At 62.7% G+C, this 17,826-nt stretch carries 16 protein-coding genes and 6 pseudogenes; 14 read left to right on the top strand and 8 right to left on the bottom strand.

Translation table 11 applies throughout. The features are described from left to right. Nucleotides 1-210: pseudogene (locus ACW4PC_RS20400) on the top strand (VOC family protein); the annotation flags it as partial. A gap of 41 nt (nucleotides 211-251) precedes the next feature. On the opposite strand, the pseudogene ACW4PC_RS20395 reads toward ACW4PC_RS20400, so the two are convergent. Continuing rightward, nucleotides 252-1,333: pseudogene (locus ACW4PC_RS20395) on the bottom strand (class I SAM-dependent methyltransferase); the annotation flags it as partial. A 176-nt stretch (nucleotides 1,334-1,509) separates the two neighbouring features. Between ACW4PC_RS20395 and ACW4PC_RS20390 the strand changes: the two are divergent. Next, a pseudogene (locus ACW4PC_RS20390) lies at nucleotides 1,510-2,688 on the top strand (AI-2E family transporter); the annotation flags it as partial. A 160-nt stretch (nucleotides 2,689-2,848) separates the two neighbouring features. On the opposite strand, the gene ACW4PC_RS20385 reads toward ACW4PC_RS20390, so the two are convergent. Next, nucleotides 2,849-3,238 (bottom strand): DUF930 domain-containing protein, encoded by a 390-nt coding sequence (locus ACW4PC_RS20385; protein WP_455874976.1) that lies wholly within the window; start codon nucleotides 3,236-3,238, stop codon nucleotides 2,849-2,851. A 249-nt stretch (nucleotides 3,239-3,487) separates the two neighbouring features. Here ACW4PC_RS20385 and ACW4PC_RS20380 point away from each other — a divergent pair, with 249 nt between their 5' ends. The 6 genes and pseudogenes from ACW4PC_RS20380 (at nucleotide 3,488) to ACW4PC_RS20355 (ending at nucleotide 6,355) form a co-directional block, all read left to right on the top strand. After that, the gene (locus ACW4PC_RS20380) at nucleotides 3,488-3,811 is read left to right on the top strand and encodes a hypothetical protein (RefSeq protein ID WP_455874975.1); all 324 of its coding nucleotides are present in this window, start codon (nucleotides 3,488-3,490) and stop codon (nucleotides 3,809-3,811) included. Beyond that, nucleotides 3,808-3,984 carry a hypothetical protein gene (locus ACW4PC_RS20375; protein ID WP_455874974.1) on the top strand — a complete coding sequence of 59 codons (177 nt, stop codon included), beginning with the start codon at nucleotides 3,808-3,810 and terminating at the stop codon, nucleotides 3,982-3,984. Before ACW4PC_RS20380 ends, ACW4PC_RS20375 begins: the two co-directional genes overlap by 4 nt. Beyond that, nucleotides 3,971-4,225 (top strand): hypothetical protein, encoded by a 255-nt coding sequence (locus ACW4PC_RS20370; RefSeq protein ID WP_455875075.1) that lies wholly within the window; start codon nucleotides 3,971-3,973, stop codon nucleotides 4,223-4,225. The genes ACW4PC_RS20375 and ACW4PC_RS20370 overlap by 14 nt, the downstream gene beginning before the upstream one ends. After that, nucleotides 4,147-5,108: pseudogene (locus ACW4PC_RS20365) on the top strand (hypothetical protein). Before ACW4PC_RS20370 ends, ACW4PC_RS20365 begins: the two are co-directional and overlap by 79 nt. Then, nucleotides 4,991-5,611: pseudogene (locus ACW4PC_RS20360) on the top strand (prolyl oligopeptidase family serine peptidase). The pseudogenes ACW4PC_RS20365 and ACW4PC_RS20360 overlap by 118 nt, the downstream one beginning before the upstream one ends. A 219-nt stretch (nucleotides 5,612-5,830) precedes the next feature. Then, complete coding sequence (locus tag ACW4PC_RS20355) at nucleotides 5,831-6,355, top strand: DUF1697 domain-containing protein (protein WP_455874973.1); 525 nt, start codon at nucleotides 5,831-5,833, stop codon at nucleotides 6,353-6,355. A 416-nt stretch (nucleotides 6,356-6,771) separates the two neighbouring features. Here the strand turns inward: ACW4PC_RS20355 and ACW4PC_RS20350 are convergent, their stop codons facing one another. Next, the gene (locus tag ACW4PC_RS20350) at nucleotides 6,772-7,401 is read right to left on the bottom strand and encodes a TetR/AcrR family transcriptional regulator (RefSeq protein ID WP_455874972.1); all 630 of its coding nucleotides are present in this window, start codon (nucleotides 7,399-7,401) and stop codon (nucleotides 6,772-6,774) included. A gap of 231 nt (nucleotides 7,402-7,632) precedes the next feature. Between ACW4PC_RS20350 and ACW4PC_RS20345 the strand changes: the two are divergent. The 4 genes and pseudogenes from ACW4PC_RS20345 to ACW4PC_RS20330 all read left to right on the top strand — a co-directional run bounded on the left by ACW4PC_RS20345 (nucleotide 7,633) and on the right by ACW4PC_RS20330 (nucleotide 10,403). Beyond that, a pseudogene (locus ACW4PC_RS20345) lies at nucleotides 7,633-8,569 on the top strand (homocysteine S-methyltransferase family protein). Nucleotides 8,570-8,626: 57 nt separating this feature from the next. Next, nucleotides 8,627-8,821: a hypothetical protein gene (locus tag ACW4PC_RS20340; RefSeq protein ID WP_455874971.1), complete on the top strand. Its 195-nt coding sequence runs from the start codon at nucleotides 8,627-8,629 to the stop codon at nucleotides 8,819-8,821. A gap of 69 nt (nucleotides 8,822-8,890) precedes the next feature. Beyond that, on the top strand, nucleotides 8,891-9,619 hold the full coding sequence (locus ACW4PC_RS20335; protein WP_455874970.1) for a protein adenylyltransferase SelO family protein: 729 nt from the start codon (nucleotides 8,891-8,893) through the stop codon (nucleotides 9,617-9,619). 88 nt (nucleotides 9,620-9,707) lie between these two features. Further along, on the top strand, nucleotides 9,708-10,403 hold the full coding sequence (locus ACW4PC_RS20330) for a protein adenylyltransferase SelO family protein (protein WP_455874969.1): 696 nt from the start codon (nucleotides 9,708-9,710) through the stop codon (nucleotides 10,401-10,403). A gap of 22 nt (nucleotides 10,404-10,425) precedes the next feature. On the opposite strand, the gene ACW4PC_RS20325 is transcribed toward ACW4PC_RS20330, so the two are convergent. After that, nucleotides 10,426-10,929, bottom strand: coding sequence for a GNAT family N-acetyltransferase (locus tag ACW4PC_RS20325; RefSeq protein WP_455874968.1), 504 nt, complete (start codon nucleotides 10,927-10,929; stop codon nucleotides 10,426-10,428). A 455-nt stretch (nucleotides 10,930-11,384) separates the two neighbouring features. Between ACW4PC_RS20325 and ACW4PC_RS20320 the strand changes: the two genes are divergently transcribed. Both ACW4PC_RS20320 and ACW4PC_RS20315 read left to right on the top strand, forming a co-directional pair. Further along, nucleotides 11,385-13,724, top strand: coding sequence for a glucose/quinate/shikimate family membrane-bound PQQ-dependent dehydrogenase (locus ACW4PC_RS20320; RefSeq protein ID WP_455874967.1), 2,340 nt, complete (start codon nucleotides 11,385-11,387; stop codon nucleotides 13,722-13,724). A 358-nt stretch (nucleotides 13,725-14,082) separates the two neighbouring features. Continuing rightward, complete coding sequence (locus ACW4PC_RS20315; RefSeq protein WP_455874966.1) at nucleotides 14,083-14,346, top strand: hypothetical protein; 264 nt, start codon at nucleotides 14,083-14,085, stop codon at nucleotides 14,344-14,346. A gap of 56 nt (nucleotides 14,347-14,402) precedes the next feature. Here ACW4PC_RS20315 and bla read toward each other — a convergent pair whose 3' ends face one another. From bla to ACW4PC_RS20295, 4 genes are all read right to left on the bottom strand, one after another. Further along, nucleotides 14,403-15,293: a class A beta-lactamase gene (gene bla / locus ACW4PC_RS20310; RefSeq protein ID WP_455874965.1), complete on the bottom strand. Its 891-nt coding sequence runs from the start codon at nucleotides 15,291-15,293 to the stop codon at nucleotides 14,403-14,405. A 78-nt stretch (nucleotides 15,294-15,371) separates the two neighbouring features. Then, nucleotides 15,372-16,334, bottom strand: a complete 963-nt coding sequence (gene dmeF / locus ACW4PC_RS20305; RefSeq protein WP_455874964.1) for a CDF family Co(II)/Ni(II) efflux transporter DmeF — start codon at nucleotides 16,332-16,334, stop codon at nucleotides 15,372-15,374. Nucleotides 16,335-16,354: 20 nt separating this feature from the next. Then, nucleotides 16,355-16,627: a Ni(II)/Co(II)-sensing transcriptional repressor DmeR gene (dmeR, locus tag ACW4PC_RS20300; RefSeq protein WP_455874963.1), complete on the bottom strand. Its 273-nt coding sequence runs from the start codon at nucleotides 16,625-16,627 to the stop codon at nucleotides 16,355-16,357. Nucleotides 16,628-17,098: 471 nt separating this feature from the next. Beyond that, entirely contained in the window at nucleotides 17,099-17,773 is a 675-nt protein-coding gene (locus ACW4PC_RS20295; protein ID WP_455874962.1) for a phospholipase D-like domain-containing protein, read from the bottom strand. Nucleotides 17,774-17,826 lie beyond the last annotated feature (53 nt).

Here is a 17,826-nt window from a genome sequence, read left to right as displayed (position 1 = left end):
GCCGCCGACATCCCGAACAGCCGCGGCGCCGGCGCTCGCGCCGACGGTATCTGACCGGGCGCTTTCACGACTGCACGCTGCGCTTCAACGACAAGGCGGCGCTCGACAATGCGGTGGCGGCAATCGACCGGCTGGAGATCGAAGAGCGCAAAGCGCGACGGCGGCGTGTTCCTCAAGGATCCGTGGGGCATCGGGCCGACGCTTTCGGCTCGAGGCAACGGCCCCTCCCCCGATCCTGCTCGGAGCCGCCACGCCCGCGCCTCGAACACCATGTCTGAACGGCGTTTCCGTCTGCCCGGCGGAAATGCGAGAAGCCGGCGTCGAGCGCCACTTTCCTGAGCCTCATCTCGCCCGTCCTGGGCGCCAAGGCCGAGGCCGACCTCCTGCGACAGCGACGCCGGGGTGCAGATCATCGTCGAAGCGCCGGAACAGACGCGCCCGACCGGATCGGAGGGTTCGTCCTTCAGATTGTCGTGGGCAAACGGCTCGACGATCAGCCAGGTGCCGCCGGGCGCGCAGCGTTTCCTCTGACATGACGGCCCGCACCGACCGGATCTCCCATGTCGCGCAGGCAATCGAACATTGCGACTACGTCCATATCCCTGCGGGGGGAAGTCGGCCGCAGTGGCCTGCCGGAAGGTGACGCGGTCGCCGACGCCTGCCTCCTCAGCCGCGCCCCTGGCTTTCTCGATCCAGGGAGCATGATAATCGAAGCCGAAGAATCGCCAGGCCGGATAGGCCTGTGCCATCAGGATTGTCGACGCACCATGGCCGCAGCCGACATCCGCGACCTTGGCACCAGCCTCGAGCTTTGCCTCAACGCCGTTCAGCGCCGGTATCCAGCTCCGAAACCAGATGCGTGTTGTAGCCGGGACGGAAGAAGCGTTCGGTGCCGCGGAAGAGGCAGGCACTATGTTCGTGCCAGCCGACGCCCCGCCCGCTGCGGAAGGCTTCGGCGATCTTCGGCTCGTCCATCCACATGGACTGCGTCACCTGGAACGCGCCGGCGAAGAAGGCGGGGCTGTCTTCTTGCGCAAGCACCATCGCCTGCCTGCTCCGGGCGTGAGATGGAAGCGGTCCGTCCCGTCGTCATAGGTTATGTAATCGGCCGCGGGCCATCGCCCAGAGCCATTCGCGCAGATAGCGCTCCTTCAGCCCGGGCTTCCTTCGCAAGCCGCGCCACATCCCGCGGCTCGCCGATCCGCCAGAGCCTTGAACAGACCGAGATCATCGCCGAGCACGACGAGCACGGCCTGCTGCAGACCGCAGCTCCGACATCGCCGACCAGCCGTTCGACCAGTCTATCGAGTCTGCGCATATCGGGTTCGCGCATGTCACCCTCCATTTTCCACCGAGGAAAGACCAGCCCGCAAAACTATTCCGAGTAGGCCGCGCCATTGTCAATTCGCCCAAACTCAGTATCCGTCGGCACGCCAGCCTGCCGGGAACCAACACGCATTCCGTGCGTTTCCGTTTCGAGCCAATGAGGCTTTCGGGGACATTCCATAGATGGGCTTGGCCAACGGGATTCCGGAAACAAGCGAAGAAGATCGGCGGGAATCGGCGAGCGGCCTGGACGAGCGCATGGGAAGACACGCTGACCACCGCGACGGAAGAGATGCCGCAGGCGCCGGCGCATCGCGTCCAGAAGGATGCGCTCGACGTCAGCATGGCCTGGGCGATGATCGGGATTTTTGGCGATCCTTGGCCTTGCCGTCCTCTACCAGATGTCGCTGATCCTGATCCCCATCACGCTCGCCGTAGTGGTAGGCACGGCACCCTCGGCACGGCCGGCGGAAAAATTGAGCAGGCTCGGCGTGCCGCGCGTCACCGTCGCCATCATCCCTTCAAGCGCTCGTTGCGCTGGTCATCTTCTTCGTCGTCAGCTCGCTTTCCGGGCCTTTGACGACGCTGACCAACCAAGCTCCGGCGTTCATCGAAAGGACGATCAACCGGCATCATGCCCTATCTGGAGCAGATACGCTGGCTGCGCATTTACCCCCGCAAGCCTCCAGAGCGGGCCGATCTCGATCAATGCGCTGCTCGAAAACACCGGAAACGTGCTGCATGTGGTGACGACAAACCTGACGCCGGCGCTCGTGCAGGCGCTGATCTTCTTTGCCGCCCTGCTGCTTTCCCTCTCCGGGCGCGTCAACCTGCGCAAGACGATCATCCTGACCTTCCGCACCCGCCCTGAGCAGCGACTTCACCGGCCATCCGCGTCATCAGCTCCGTCGAGCCGGTGCTGCGCCTTCATTTCGCAACCGCCTCGGTCATCTATGCGGCGCTCGGCGTCGTCATGGCGATGATCGCCCGGGCGGGGCGGGCTCTCGAGCGCCGGCGCTCTGGGGCTTCTTCGCCTTCCTCTCCAGCTTCATTCCCCATCTCGGCATCACCATGATGACGTTTTCCATCGCGGTCAGCGGTAATTTCTCACCCATAACGGCATCATCATCGGCCTCCTGCCGGCGGCCGCCTTCGTCATCGTGCACCTCGTGATGGAAAATCTCGGCGTTCCCCGCGCGTCATGGGCCGTTCGGCCGGAAATCAATCCCTTCATCGTCTTCGTCGCCATCATCTTCTGGACATGGATGCGGGGTGCCGTTGGCGCCATGTCTCGCTTCGCCGCTCTCGCTGATCGTCATGACGATCGTCGATGAACTCTTCATCGAGGAGAAAGTGCTGCCGGGCAATCGCCGAAGTGACGAGGGTGAGGCTGGCCCGCTCAACGCCGCATCCTCCCGACATCCTTTCAGCATCGGGAGCCTTCCTTGCGCCCTCATTCCTGTGCCCGGCACCCGAATGAGAAGGCAAGGGGCGAAGACCGCGCAAAAGGCCGCGCCACATCTCAATCATACAAATAATATGTGCTCCACTTTTCCCGCGGCACTTTCTCGCCGATCTCGTATTGCAGCTCGCGCACGTTGATGTGCTGCGGGCCGGTGATGCAGGTGTAGGAGAGGTGGTACCAGTCGCCCTGGCTGCGGAAGACGGCGCCGGGGGCTTCGAGCTTGTCGTCGCTGGGGATCGGGTCCTTGAAGGTGTAGGCGATCACCTTGTCCGGTTTGAAGCCGGTCTTGTCCTTGTTGATGCGGCTCATCGCTTCGGTGTCGCAGCTCTGTTCGAGGCGGGTGGCGGGATCGAGTTTTTCCAGCTGCTTCTTGATGGCGGGATCGACGGCGAAGGCGCAGGAGGCAAAGCTGACGAGACACAGGGACAGGACCAGACATTTCGGCATTACGGGCAAATTCCTCTTTATGCTCATGGCAGAATCCGCCCGGTCTATGGCCCTCAGCCTAAGCCAAAACGAAGCGTAAATCCCGCGCGACGGTAGCGGACTTTGTTAAACAATGCGGTGACATCAAGGCAACGTGAGGAAGCCTCCGATTTGCCGCAGGGGTTCTCGCGCCTGGCTTGGCGCTTGAACCAGCCCGCCTCCACCTCTGATCCCTCGTCGCACCCCGCAATTCCGATCCGGAGCCTTTCCTTGTCTGTTTTCAAGAACCTGCCGACCCCGCCTTCTGCCGCCAAGAAGCCCGTTTCCGATACCCGCCACGGCATCACCCGGTCGGACGACTATGCCTGGCTGCGCGCCGACAACTGGCAGGCAATGTTCAAGGATCCGTCGATCCTCGACCCCGAAATCCGCAGGCACCTGGAGGCGGAAAACGCCTATATGAACGCGGCAATGGAAGATACCGAAGCCGCTGCAGAAGACGCTTTTTGCCGAGATGCGCGGCCGCATCAAGGAGGACGACAGCTCGGTGCCGATGAAGGACGGACGCTCACGCCTACGGCACCTTCTTCGTGACCGGCGGCGAGCAGCCGCGCTATTTCCGGATCCCGCGCGACGGCGACGTCAAGGACGAGACGATCCGAACCGTTCTGCTCGACGGCGACAAAGAGGCGGTCGGCAAGATCCTATTTCCGGCTCGCCGGCCTCGACCACTCGACCGATCACAGCCGCGCCATCTGGGGCTATGACGACAGGGGATCGGAATTCTTCACGCTGAGGGTGCGCGATCTTGCGACCGGAGAAGACATGCCCGACGTGATCGAGAACACCGGCGGCGGCGGGGTCTGGGCGCCGGACGGCAAGAGCTTCTTCTATTCGGCGCTCGACGAGAACCACCGCCCGCTCCGAAGGTGCTCCACCACGTCATCGGCACGCCGCAGAGCGAGGACCGGCTCGTCTACGAGGAAAAGGATGCCGGCTTCTTCATGAGCGTCGGCGGCTCGCTGCTCGACGATTTCATCTTCATCGACATTCACGACCATGAGACCAGCGAATACCGGCTGCTCTCGACCAAGGATCTGACGGCCGAGCCGAAGCTCGTCGCCAAGCGACAGGAAGGCATCGAATATACGCTGACGGAAGGCGGCGACGTCTTCTACATCCTCACCAACGACGGCGGCGCCAAGGATTTCAAGATCATGGAGGCGCCGGTTGACAATCCCAGCAAGGAGAGCTGGCGCGAGGTCGTACCGCACAAGGCCGGAACGCTGATCATCAACCACATGGCCTATGCCCGCCACCTGCTGTGGCTGGAGCGCAAGGACGGCCTACCGCAGATCATCATCCGCGATCGCAAGACCGGCGAGGAACATGCGATCGCCTTTGCCGAGGAAGCCTATTCGCTCGGGCTTGCAGGTGCGCTGCGGAATACGACACCGACGTCATCCGCTTCTCCTATTCGTCGATGACGACGCCCTCGCAGCTCTACGACTACAACATGACGACGCGCGAGCGGACGCTGTTGAAGACACAGGAGGTGCCCTCGGGCCACAATCCGGACGACTACGTCACGCGGCGCGTCTTGCGCGCCGGCATGGGACGGCGAGCAGGTGCCGGTCACCCTACTCTACCGCAAGGATACGCCGCTCGACGGCTCGGCGCCATGCCTGCTCTATGGCTACGGCGCCTACGGCATCAGCATTCCGGCCGGCTTCAACACCAACTGCCTGTCGCTCGCCGACCGCGGCTTCGTCTATGCCATCGCCCATATCCGCGGCGGCAAGGACAAGGGCTTTGCACTGGTACGAGGACGGCAAGATGGCCTTCAAGACCAACACCTTCAAGGACTTCATCGCCGCCGCCGACTATCTGAATCAACAGAAGTTCACGTCCTACGCGAAGATCGTCGCCGAGGGCGGATCGGCCGGCGGCATGCTGATGGGCGCCGTCTCCAACATGGCGCCGGAGAAGTTCGCAGGGCATCATCGCTGCCGTTCCTTTCGTCGACGTGCTCGAACACCATGCTCGACGACAGCCTGCCGCTGACGCCGCCGGAATGGCCGGAATGGGGCAACCCGATCGAGAGCCGCGACGGCTTATGAGCAGATCGCGGCCTATTCAGCCCTACGACAACGTCAGCGACGAAGGCCTATCCGCGCGATCCTGGCGCTCGGCGGCCTGACCGACCCGCGCGTCACCTATTGGGAGCCGGCAAAGTGGGTCGCCAAGCTCCGCGACAAGACCACAAGCGCAGCGCCGATCCTGCTCAAGACCAACATGGACGCCGGCCACGGCGGGGCCGCCGGCCGCTTCCAGCGGCTGGAGGAGATCGCGTTTGAGTACGCGTTTGCAATCAAGGTGGTTGGGAAGGTGTGAGCGGGGCGAGCACGGGAATCGGCTTTCCTCATTCCTGTCCTTGTGACAGGACCCAGCCCGCGGCTCGTCCGCAGTGAACTATTCTCATGGAGTATTCTCATGGAGTTCCTGCGCGCACGGAGCCTGGGTGCGCTGGACCGCCTGTGACGAGCACGGGAATGAGGTCGCTGGGGTTGGTGCCTGTCCCGGATAACCAGAATCGTGGAACGGAGCAAACCCATGCCGGTCTATGTCGCGCTGCTTCGAGCTGTGAATGTCGGGGAAACGGGCGCTCTGCCGATGGCGGAGCTCAAGGCGATCTGCGGGCGGCTGCGCTTTACTAACGTCGAGACCTACATCCAGAGCGGCAATGTGCTTTTCCGCTCGGACGAGACCGAGGCGACGGTCGAGAGGCGGCTGGACGAGGCCCTGGCCCAGAAATTCGGCAAGAAGCCGGGCGTGATGATCCGCAGCCGCAAGGAACTGCAGAAGATTGTCGACGAGGCGCCCTTTGCCGATGCCAAGCCGAATTTCCTGCTGGTGACCTTCCTGCCCGAGGCTGCCCCCAAGGGTGCCCTTGACAATATGGTGGCGCCGGACGGCGAGGAGGCGAAGGTCGCCGGGCGCGAGATCTACGTGCATTATCCGATCGGCTCCGGAAAATCGAGGCTCAAGCTTCCGGCGCTGAAGGCCGGGACGTCGCGCAACCTCAACACCGTGCGCAAGCTCGCCGAGATGGCGGCGGCGATGGAGGATAGCGGGTAAGACGCACCGCCGAATATTTCGAGGCTGCGCCCTGCGGTCTTGCATCTCAGGCTGGGGGCTGATCGCCGGTGCCCGCGTCACGGCCCTCATCCTGAGGTGCCCGAAGGCGAAGCCGCAGGGCCTCGAAGGATTACCTGCTCGCACGCCGCCTTGGCGGTATGGATCCGCTGAATGCGTGCCTTTTGCCACCAGCGCCCATCCCATACTCATTCTTGTGCCTGTCACAGGAATCCAGCGCGCCCAAGTCCTTCAGCGCGGGAGACACACATTCAGACAAGACGTCATTCACGGCGCGGAAGCGCCGTGGCTGGATCTCTGTGAGAAGCACACAGATGAGGGAGAAAGTGGAGGCGCCGAGACTTTCTGCGCCGCATAGCCCCACGCCATGGCCGCATCCGCCGCCTCTCGCGCTAAGCCTACGCCCTCGAGACCTCCACGGAAGGCTGGAACAGCAGCTTGACGAAGGTCCTGAGCATCAGGATCTGCTCGGCAAGCGTGTTCGGTTCCTTGAGGGCCTTCGACAGCACGATGCCGCCTTCCAGGACGGAGGAGACCATGTCGGCGAGGTGGTCGATATGCACCGGCTCGCGCGGCGTGTAGACGGCCATGATCTCTTCGAACATGCCGCGGAAGCGGTGGCGCCAGGCGAGTACCGCGTTCCTGTTCGTCTCCCGTATCTCGCGGTCGAAGAGCCGTTCGTAGTAGCAGATGGTGGCGACGAGGCAGCCGGGATGGCCGTTCGGCAGATCGGAGAGCAGCTCGGACAGAAGCTTGAGGCCGAGCAGGAAGGATTGCAGCGGATCGTCCACGAGGTCGCGGGCGCGGCTGAAGATCTCGTCGTAGATCCGCTCGTCGCTTTCGATGTAGCGGTTGAGCAGTGCTTTCGCGAGTTCGTTCTTATCCTTGAAATGATAGAAAAATCCGCTCTTGGTGATGCCGGTCTCGGCAATCAGCTCCTCGATGGAGGTGCCGCCGAAACCCTTCTGGAGTACGGCCGCCTCCGCCACGTCGAGAATGCGGGTTCTCGTTTCCTCGCCCTTGCGCATCAGCCCCTCCTGTACCGCCGGTACAGTTTCTCATCGCGGCCCAACGTAGCACCCATGCCGCCTCATCCTCCCAACCGATTGATTTCAAACGGCAACTTTGGAAATCGCCAGCAGTATACCGCAAGCTGGCTAGTTTAGCAGGCTCTAATGGGGGAGAAATCTCACATGGCCGATCGATCCGACCGGTCAAACGAGGGGCGGAGCTACCGATGAGCAGAGTACAGAGACAGACTGCCGCAGTTAAGCGGCGGCACATTCATCACCGACGGTGGCATGGAAACCACGCTGATCTTCCACGAGGGCATGGAGCTTCCGCATTTCGCTTCCTTCGTCCTTCTCGCCTCGCCGGAAGGACGGCGAAAGCTGAAGGAATACTACCGGCGCTATCTCGATATCGCGCGGCAGCACGGCACCGGCTTCGTGCTCGACACGGCGACCTGGCGCGCCAACGCAGACTGGGGCAACAAGCTCGGCTATTCGCCGCAAGCGCTGAAGGCTGCAAACGAGGATGCCGTCGAATTGCTCGCCGGGCTGAGGGGCGAATACGAGCGGCCGCAGATGCCGATCGTCATCAGCGGCGCAATCGGCCCGCGCGGCGACGGCTACAAAGCGGGCGCGATGAACGCTTCGGAAGCCGAGGACTACCACGGCGAGCAGATCGCGGCTTTCGCCGGGACGGAGGCGGACATGGTGACGGCCCTCACGCTCACCAATATCGACGAGGCGATCGGGGTTGCCCGCGCCGCCAAGGCCCATGGCATGCCGTCGGCGATCTCCTTTACCGTGGAAACGGACGGCAGGCTCGTGACCGGGCGCAGCATCCAGGATGCGATCGAAACGACGGATACGGCGACCGGCGGCGCGCCAGCCTATTACATGATCAACTGCGCACACCCGACGCATTTCGAGGCCGCACTCGATCATGATCGCGGCTGGGTGAAGCGTGCTTTGCGGCATCCGCGCCAATGCCTCGATGATGAGCCATGCCGAGCTCGACGATAGCGAGACGCTGGACGCCGGCGATCCGATCGATTTCGGCAACCGCTACCGGAGGCTATTGTCCAGCATGCCGCAGCTGCGCGTGCTGGGCGGCTGCTGCGGCACCGATCACCGGCATGTCACGGCAATCTGCGAAGCCTGCCTACCGCCGCAGGCAGCGAGCGCATGAGGTGTAATGATGGTTAGGATCCAACAATGGCGGCCGAGCCACCTGCTCCGAGAAGCAGTGCGCTATGGTTTCAGCCACATACACAAGCATCAGCACGAAGCCTTCGAGCTGTTCGATGCTGGGCTGATACCCTTTGAGGGCCTCGACGGTCACCTGTTGCGGGACATCGGCATCGGTCCGAACGGGTATCATGCGCATGTCGCCGATCAGCCAACAGGAACCGACAAAACAGGGCCTGTGCATGCTCAGTGACCGATGGCGGCAGATGTGTCCGCTGCCGTGCGGCTTGCATGCGCAGCGGCGCGGCCCTACCTATGGCCTATGACCTCTGCTCTTGAAAAAGCTGCGCCTGTGCGCGCCTTTCCGTTCGACAACAGCTATGCCCGGTTGCCGCAGCACTTCTTTGCGCGGCAGGAGCCGTCGCAGGCGGCGGAGCCCTGGCTGATCAAGCTGAACGAGGAACTCGCCGCCCAACTGGGCCTCGATGTGGATCTGCTGAGGCGCGAGGGTGCCGCGATCTTTTCCGGCAATCTCCTGCCGGAAGGCGCCGAACCGCTGGCCATGGCCTATGCCGGGCACCAGTTCGGCGGCTTCGTGCCGCTGCTCGGCGACGGCCGTGCGATCCTGCTCGGCGAGGTGATCGACCGGAACGGCAAGCGGCAGCGACATCCAGCTGAAGGGCGCGGGACAGACACCGTTTTCACGCCGCGGCGACGGGCGTGCAGCACTCGGGCCGGTGCTTCGCGAATATATCGTTCAGCGAGGCGATGTATACTCTCGGTATCCCGGCGACACGGGCGCTCGCCGCAGTTTCCACCGGCCAGCCCGTCTATCGCGAAGAGGTACTGCCGGGTGCGCGTCTTCACCCGCGTTGCAGGAAGCCATATCCGCGTCGGCACCTTCCAGTTCTTCGCGGCCCGCGGCGATGCCGAAGGCATCAAGGCGCTCGCCGACTACGTGATCGAACGGCACTATCCAGAGCTGAAGGCTGCCGAAAACCCATATCTTGCGCTGCTACCGAGCAGTCTGCGAGCGGCAGTGCGGCGCTGATTGCCCGCTGGTTGCATGTCGGCTTCATCCACGGCGTGATGAATACCGATAACATGTCGGTCTCCGGCGAGACGATCGACTTCGGGCCGTGCGCCTTCATGGATGCATATCGATCCCGGCAACCGTCTTCTCCTCGATCGACCATCACGGTCGCTATGCCTATGCCAACCAGCCCGGCATCGGCCAATGGAACCTTGCGCGCCTCGGCGAGACGCTGCTGCCGCTGATCGATTCGGAGTCAGGACAGGGCCGTCGAGCGCGCCAACGACGTTCATTGCGGACTATGGCAAGCGGTTCCAGGCAACATTGGCTTTCCGGCATGCGCCGCAAGATTGGTCTGGTCTCGGAAGAGGACGGCGATCTGGACCTGATCCAGTCGCTGCTGGCGCTGATGCAGGACGGAAAGGCGGATTTCACGCTGGCCTTCCGGCGGCTATGCGCGCTTGCCGGCGACGATGCGGCGGAGACAGCCTTTACCGCGAGCTTCCGCGAGCCGGAGGCCTGCGGCGAATGGCTGGCACGCTGGCGCGAGCGGCTGTCGCGCGATCTGCAATCACCGGCCGAACGCGCGGAGGCGATGCGCAAGGTCAACCCAGCCTTCATCCCGCGCAATCATCGCATCGAGCAGGCGATCGTTGCCGCGACCGAGGACGGCGACTTCTCGCTCTTCGAGGCGCTGCTGACGGTTCTTTCCAAGCCCTACGACGACCAGCCGATGTTTGCAGCCTACATGGAGCCGCCGAAGCCGGAAGAGCGGGTGCTAAAGACGTTTTGCGGGACGTGATATGTCTCTGGGCGGCGGCTGTTCAGATCGGCCGCGACATGAAGACTTCGGTATGCGCGATGCTGTCCGGCATCTGGCGGAACGGCGTGCAGCGTGTGAAGTCGAAGGCTTCGTAGACCGAGATCGCGTTCTCCATATAAACCGTCGTGTGAGCCACGATTGCGCGGCGATGGCCTTTTTCGACTTCAGCCAGGACCACTCGCATCAGCGCACTGCCGATGCCCTTGCCGCGGAATTCGGGATCGACGTAGAACTTGCGAATCTCCATGGTTGCGTCATCGAATGGAGCAAAGGCCAGGCATCCCGCGGGCGAGCCCTCCCATCTGGCGATGAACATCATGGCGTCCGCCGAACTGTATCTCGCGGCCAGGCTGCTGCTCGTTTCGCCGTGGTATATGGCCAGCACTTCTTCCGCAGCGACGCCATAGGCCTGCACCTCGGCCGCATCCCAGGCCGCGAGCGCATCGCAGAATCCCGCGGCAATCTCAAAATCCGCCGCACCAATCGCCCTGGAAACAGAAATCATCGCATAATCCCCTGTACCCGATGATGCGGTTGCATACCATGGCTGCGTGTTTCTTGCGAGCTGGAAGCGAGGGTTTTGCGATTGTTCACGCTGCACGGGCGGGTACTACAGGCGCCTTTGATGAATGTGAGCGTTCCTCACTTTTTCTCATTTATGCTTGTCACACGAGCCCAGCCACAGCGCGTCTGCGCCGTGAAATGACTCGCTCACGATAAGGAGTCTCGGCGCCAGGGACATGGCGCTGCTGGATCTCTCTGACAAGCACGGGGATGCTGGAGGACGAAGGGGATGGGGACTACGAGGAGCGTTGCATGCGAGGCGATACGGCCGCCCATCCATGCCTCCCTGCGCCAAATGTGACCATTGAACGGCAGCGCCTTCGCCCTAAGTCGCTGATTCGGCGGAATTGTCCCCATCCCACCATGCCCAGCTCACCTTAGCGGGAGACCGGCTTTATGGCGATCGTCATTACTTCCATCCTTTTTCTTGTCATCGGACTGGTTCTTAGCGGCGGCGGGCTGTGGCTCGTGACGCTCGGCGGCAGCGTCTTCTATTTGTTTGCAGGGTTGATGTTCCTTATCACCGCAGCGCTGCTTTTCATGCGCAAGGCCACGGCGCTCTGGGTCTATGCGGTGCTGGTTGCCGTGGCGCTCATCTGGGCGGTGTGGGAAGCCGGGTTCGACTGGTGGCAGCTCGGGCCGCGCGGCGGCTTGATCATTCTGCTCGGGCTTTGGCTATTGACGCCGTGGATCCGAAGGCCGCTCGGGTTTTCGAGCCCGAGCGGCCTTCCCTACCCTGCCAATCCCTGGCCGCTCGCCGTGCCGGTGATCATCGCCATTCTCGTTGCCGGTTATTCGATGACGACCGATCCGCATGATCTTGCCGGCGATCTTCCCAACGAGGTCGTGGCGGCAGCGCCGCCCTTCGGCGGCAATGTGCCGGACGGCGAGTGGCATCAATATGGTCGCACGCCTTTCGGCCAGCGCTATTCGCCGCTCGACCAGATCAATAAGGACAATGTGAAGGATTTGAAGGTCGCCTGGGAGTACCAGACCGGCGACGTGAAGCGGCCTGACGATATCGGCGAGACGACCTATCAGGTGACGCCGCTCAAAGTCGGCGACACGCTCTATCTCTGCACACCGCACAACTGGGCGATCGCGCTCGACGCCAAGACCGGGAAGGAGAAATGGAAATACGACGCCAATTCCGGCATGAACCCGGACCGGCAGCACCAAACCTGCCGCGGCGTGACATACTATGCCGATCCGGCCGCCGCGGCCGGCCAGCCCTGCGCCGCACGGGTCTATCTGCCGACGTCCGATGCGCGGCTGATCGCGCTCGATGCAGCCGACGGCAAAATCTGCGAAAGCTTTGCCGACAAGGGCGTGCTGCATTTGGAGACCGGCATGAAATACAACCCGGCCGGCTATTATTACTCCACCTCGCCGCCGGTCGCGGTCGCCGGCAAGCTTATCATCGGCGGGGCCGTCAACGACAACTATTCGACAAAGGAGCAATCCGGCGTCATCCGCGCCTTCGACATCAATACCGGCGCACTTCTCTGGAACTGGGATTCCGGCAATCCGGATCAGACCGCACCGCTGCCCGAAGGCCAGACCTACGTCACCAACTCGCCGAACAGCTGGTCCGTCTTCAGTGTCGATGAAGGGCTAGGCTCCGTCTATATCCCGCTCGGCAACCAAGTGCCGGACCAGCTCGGCATGAACCGTAGCGCCAATGTCGAAAAGTTCTCCTCCTCCGTCGTGGCGCTCGACATCAATACGGGCCAGCTGAAATGGGTGCAGCAGTTCGTCCACCACGACCTCTGGGATATGGACGTGCCGGCGCAGCCCGTGCTCTTCGACATGACGAAGCCGGACGGCAGCGTCGTTCCGGCTCTCGTCGCCCCGACGAAGCAGGGCGACATCTACGTCCTCGACCGGCGCAACGGCGAGGCGATCATTCCCTTCAAGGAAATCCCGGCGCCGGGCGGCGCGATCCCCGAGGACCATACGGCGCCCACGCAGCCGATCTCCGACCTCAGCTTCTCGCCCGATCCGCTGAAGGAAAAGGACATGTGGGGGATCACGCTCATCGACCAGCTCGCCTGCCGCATCGCCTTTCACCGCTACAAATACGAGGGCCGCTATACGCCGCCCTCGGTGGAGGGAACGATCGTCTATCCGGGCAATTTCGGCACCTTCAACTGGGGCAGCGTCGCGGTCGATCCGGAGCGGCAGATCATGTTCGGCATGCCGACTTTTCTCGCCTTCACCTCGAGGCTCGTTCCGGCCGCCGAGATTCCGCCGCGCGGACAGGACGAAAAGGGCAGCGAGCAGGGCCTGAACCGCAATGACGGGGCGCCCTACGGCGTGTTCATGGGACCGCTCCTCGGCCCGCTCCAAATCCCCTGCCAGGCGCCGCCATGGGGCTATGTCGCGGGCGTCGATCTCCGGACCGGCAAGATCGCCTATATGCACAAGAACGGCACCGTTCATGACATGACGCCGCTGCCGCTACCCTTCAAGGTCGGCGTGCCGGGTATCGGCGGGCCGATACTCACCAAGGGCGGCCTCGCCTTCCTCGGCGCTGCCGTCGACAACTACCTGCGCGCCTACGACGCCACCAACGGCAACCAGCTCTGGCAAGCGCGTCTCCCAGCCGGCGGTCAGGCAACGCCGATGACCTATACGGCCAGCGACAACAAGCAATATGTCGTCATGGTTGCCGGCGGGCATGGGTCGGTGGGGACAAAGCCCGGCGATTACGTGATCGCTTATACGCTGCCATAGGCGTTACGGGGTTGGGTGCCGCTATAATGCGGCCACCACATCAAGCCGCAAAATTTAATCGCCGCCTCCTCAAGAACAACCTGAAATGGAAGCAAAAGCTTGCGCATATTTTGCCGCCCATGGTCTGCCTGCAATCATTAAGGAAGTCTTTTCATGGAAATCGGGGGAAGCCTTTGAAGGCCTTTTCAGTCCTTATAACCTCGCCGGAGAGCAGCGCGCCAAGCGAGAGCGGCGGTAGACTGCAGCTGAGCTAATAAAAGGGCCTTCCATTTCCAGCGCCATGTGGACGATGCAGCCCGCCGGGCGACACGACGATTGCCGAGGAAACCGAAGCCGATCTCGCCGCCCAAGAAACACCATGCCGAGTTGGTCGACGAGGCACGACAATGCCAGCCAAGAAACGACGGACCGCAAGCGCGTTTTCAAGGAACCCGGTATACGCGAAGATGACCTTGCCGCCATACAGCCTGAGGAACGCGACGCAAGCGAAAAGCAGATTGGCGAGGCGATCAAGCGCGAGCTTTCCGGCATCGACAGCCGAGACGGTACCGAGAGCACCGCTTCCGGGTCTCAGGCGGCCGACACCCAGGCGGCGAACAGACCGCCTAAGTTCGCAAAGTGATTCAAGACGATGCGGCGGAGATTCATATCTCCGCCGCATGCCTTTGAATTTGCTGATTATCGCGCCATGCCCGCGACGATCTTCGCGACCTCGGCAAAGACGGGGTTCAACTCCTTCACCGGCGCCGTCGCCTCGGCGATATAGGCCGTCACGAGGACCGGGCCGCGGCCCTTCGGCCAGATGATGGCGATGTCTGCAGCGGTACCATTGTCGCCCGTGCCGGTCTTGTCGCCCACCTTCCAGGCTCCCGGCAGACCGGCGCGAAGACGTGCATCGCCCGTGGTGTTCGCCACCATCCATTCGATCAGCTTTTCGCGTGAGGGTTCGGACAGCACCGATCCGAGCGCGAGGTTGCCGAGCGTGTCGAGCATCGCGTCCGGGGTCGTCGTGTCGCGTGGATCGCCTTTCTTGCCTTCGTTCAGCGCCGTCTCCCAGCGATCGAGGCGGCTCGCGCGGTCGCCGATCGAGCGAAGCCATTTGGTGAGCGCCTTCGGGCCTCCGACGCTTTCAAGCAACAGGTTGCCGGCGGTATTGTCGCTCAGCGTAATTGCCGCCTTGCAAAGATCGCCGACGCTCATCCCCTCCCCGCCAACGTATTTTTCCGTTTCCGGCGAATAGGAGACGAGCTTGTCCTGGTCATAGATCACGCGGCGCTCGAGGTTCTCCTCGCCCTTGTCGACGCGCGAAAGCACCATGGCCGAGGCGAGCACCTTGAAGGTGCTGCACATCGGGAAGCGTTCGGTTTCGCGATAGCCGAGCGTGACCTTTGTTTCGGTGTCGATGACGGAAACGCCGAGCCTGCCGCCGGTGCGCTTTTCAAGCTCCGCCAACCGGCGCTCAATGTCGTCATCGGTTTCGGAGGCGCGGGCGAACGAGGCAAGGGAAAGTGCGGGAAAGAGCATCGCCGTCTTCAAGATCGTGCGGCGATGGATTGAAAAGTCATTCATGAAATCGCTCCGGCTGAATCAACAAGCCAACGAGCTAGGCCGCGATTGTGGCGCCTTGTCGTCGCCTTTGCGGCGTCGTCAGGCCGCCTGCAATTGCGTGACCTCGACGGTCACGTGCGAGAGCTCGTCCAGGCTTTCGAGCTTCGCCTTGTAGAAAGAAGGCTCGCGCGGCTCGGACGTCGCGACGGCGACGATCGCGGCGTGGTGGCCGGGGCCGAGCTGCCAGACATGTAGGTCCGTGATGCGGTCGCTGCCGGTTTCGATCACCTTGCGGATTTCGCCTGGCAGCTCCTCGCCGTCCGCGATCGCATCGAGCAGCACGCGGCCGGTGGACTTCATCAGGCCCCAGGACCATTGCGCGATGATGAGGCCGCCGACGATGCCCATCAGCGGATCGAGCCAGAGCCAGCCGTAAAGGCTTCCGAAGGAAAGGGCCGCAATCGCAAGCACCGAGGTCAGCGCATCGGCGAGGACATGGGTGTAGGCGGCGCGCATGTTGTTGTCGATGGTCCCGGCGCGGTGGGGACGGTCGCCGTGATCATGATGCGCATGATCGCCGTGGTGATGATGGGGACTGTGCCCGTGGCGATGGCCGCTATCCTTCAACAGCCAGGCGCTGACGAGATTGACGGCAAGGCCGATGACGGCGACGCCGATCGCCTGGGCGAAGCTGATGGGTACCGGACTGGCGATGCGCAAGACGCTCTCCCAGGCCATCAGCAGCGCGATCATGGCAAGAATGATGGCGCTTGCGAAACCCGCCAGATCGCCTAGCTTGCCGGTGCCGAAGGTAAAGCGCGGATTGCGAGCCTGCTTGCGGGCATAGAGATAGGCAACGGCGGAGATCAGAAGCGCACTGGCATGCGTCGACATGTGCCAGCCGTCGGCGACGAGCGCCATGGAGCCGAATATTGTGCCGGCGCCGATTTCCACGACCATCATCACCGCCGTCAGCGCGATCACAAACCAGACGCGGCGCTCGTTGCGCTCGTGGCCAGCACCCAAGAAGACATGGTCGTGTTCCAGCGTTTGCGTGCTCATCGCGCGCTCCTTCGATTTCTTCAGCGGATGTAGGTCCGCAGCACTTGCGAAATTTCCTCGACCGCCTCGGCGCGGGCCTTCTCGTCGGCCGCATGCAGCACGTGCTCGTGTAGGTGATCCTCCAACACCTGGCCGGTCAGCCCGTTCAGCGCGCCGCGGATCGAGGCCAGCAACTGCAGGATGTCCCCACAGGGGCGCTCGGCCTCCAGAGCGCGCTCGACGGCTTCCAGCTGGCCCTTGAGGCGGCTGACGCGGGCGATGAGCTTTTTCTTCTGACGGGTGGTGTGCGACAAGGGGCTGCTACCATTTAAGTATAGGGGGCTATAGTATATGCAGCAGCCACGAAAGGGAAGCCTATCCTTGGCTTTCCATGTGATGTTCGACGGGCGGAACGGCAAAGACCACGTTGCTGACTGGCGCTGCCCATCCTTCCCGCCCTCGTTCCGGTCCTTGCTGCAGGAACAGGAATGAGGAGAGTACGGGATGGGCGCTGGTGGCAAAAGGCATGCATTCAGCGGATCCATACCGCCAAGGCGGCGTGCGAGCAGGTAATCCTTCGAGGCCCTGCGCCTTCGCCTTCGGGCACCTCAGGACGAGGGCCGTGCGGCGGGCGCCGGCGAGCAGCCTTTATCCTGAGATGCAAGCCCGCAGGGCGCCGCCTCGAAAGACGAGGGCGGTCATGGGGTGCGGTTTTCCTTGCGTCCCTTATCCACCGGCTTGATGAGCCCGCTTCTTGGGCTGCGGATTCTGTCCGTTCCGGATCGCTACAACGTCTTCGCACCCGCCATCTTGGTGAACACCTGCACGCGTTTCCAGCGCAGCGTGCCGGGCTTGTATTTCTTCAGCCACTCCTGGGTCTCGCTCTCGTCCAGAAAGAGGCTTGCACTGGTGTCGGCCGAGGCATTCGCTTGCCCGTCGCTCCGCCCGGCCATGACCTCCTGGATCGAGCGGAAATAATAGTGGTTGAAGAGCCGGTTGAACTCGGTGAAGTAGATGTCGGCCACGCGTTCGCTGCCGCGGATCAGCAGCATATTCTCGTCGTTGTCGTTGGTCGAAGCTTCTGAAAAATTCGCCGAACCGGACACGACGATCGGGTCGGCGCCGAGCGGGTCCTTCAGCAGAAATTTCGAGTGGACGTAAGCCACATGCTGGTTGAGCCCGAGCGCCCTGGCATTGGTTTCCCGCGTCCACTGGTAGACCGGATCGCGCAGGAACGATCCCCAGGCCTGATAGACGTTGTGTTTCGCATTCAGCGGCACGAAGGGATCGCTGGCACGGGGATTGGGCTTGTCCTGCTTTTCCAAGAGCAGGAAGATCACGGGGCGCTGCGGCATCTCGGCTTCCGTGTTGTCGACCAGCGCCGTCTTGAATTTCTTGCCGATGCCGAACGCAAGCGTGATGCCGCCGTAATCGGTGGAGGAATTCGAGCGCGTCGACAAACATGTCGAGCACCTTGCTTCCTGACTGCGGACTGAAGACACTCGATACGCCT

The organism is Rhizobium yanglingense (assembly GCF_977109285.1).
Note: the sequence above shows the minus strand (reverse complement) of the source record. Positions and strands in the feature narration are given on the sequence as shown.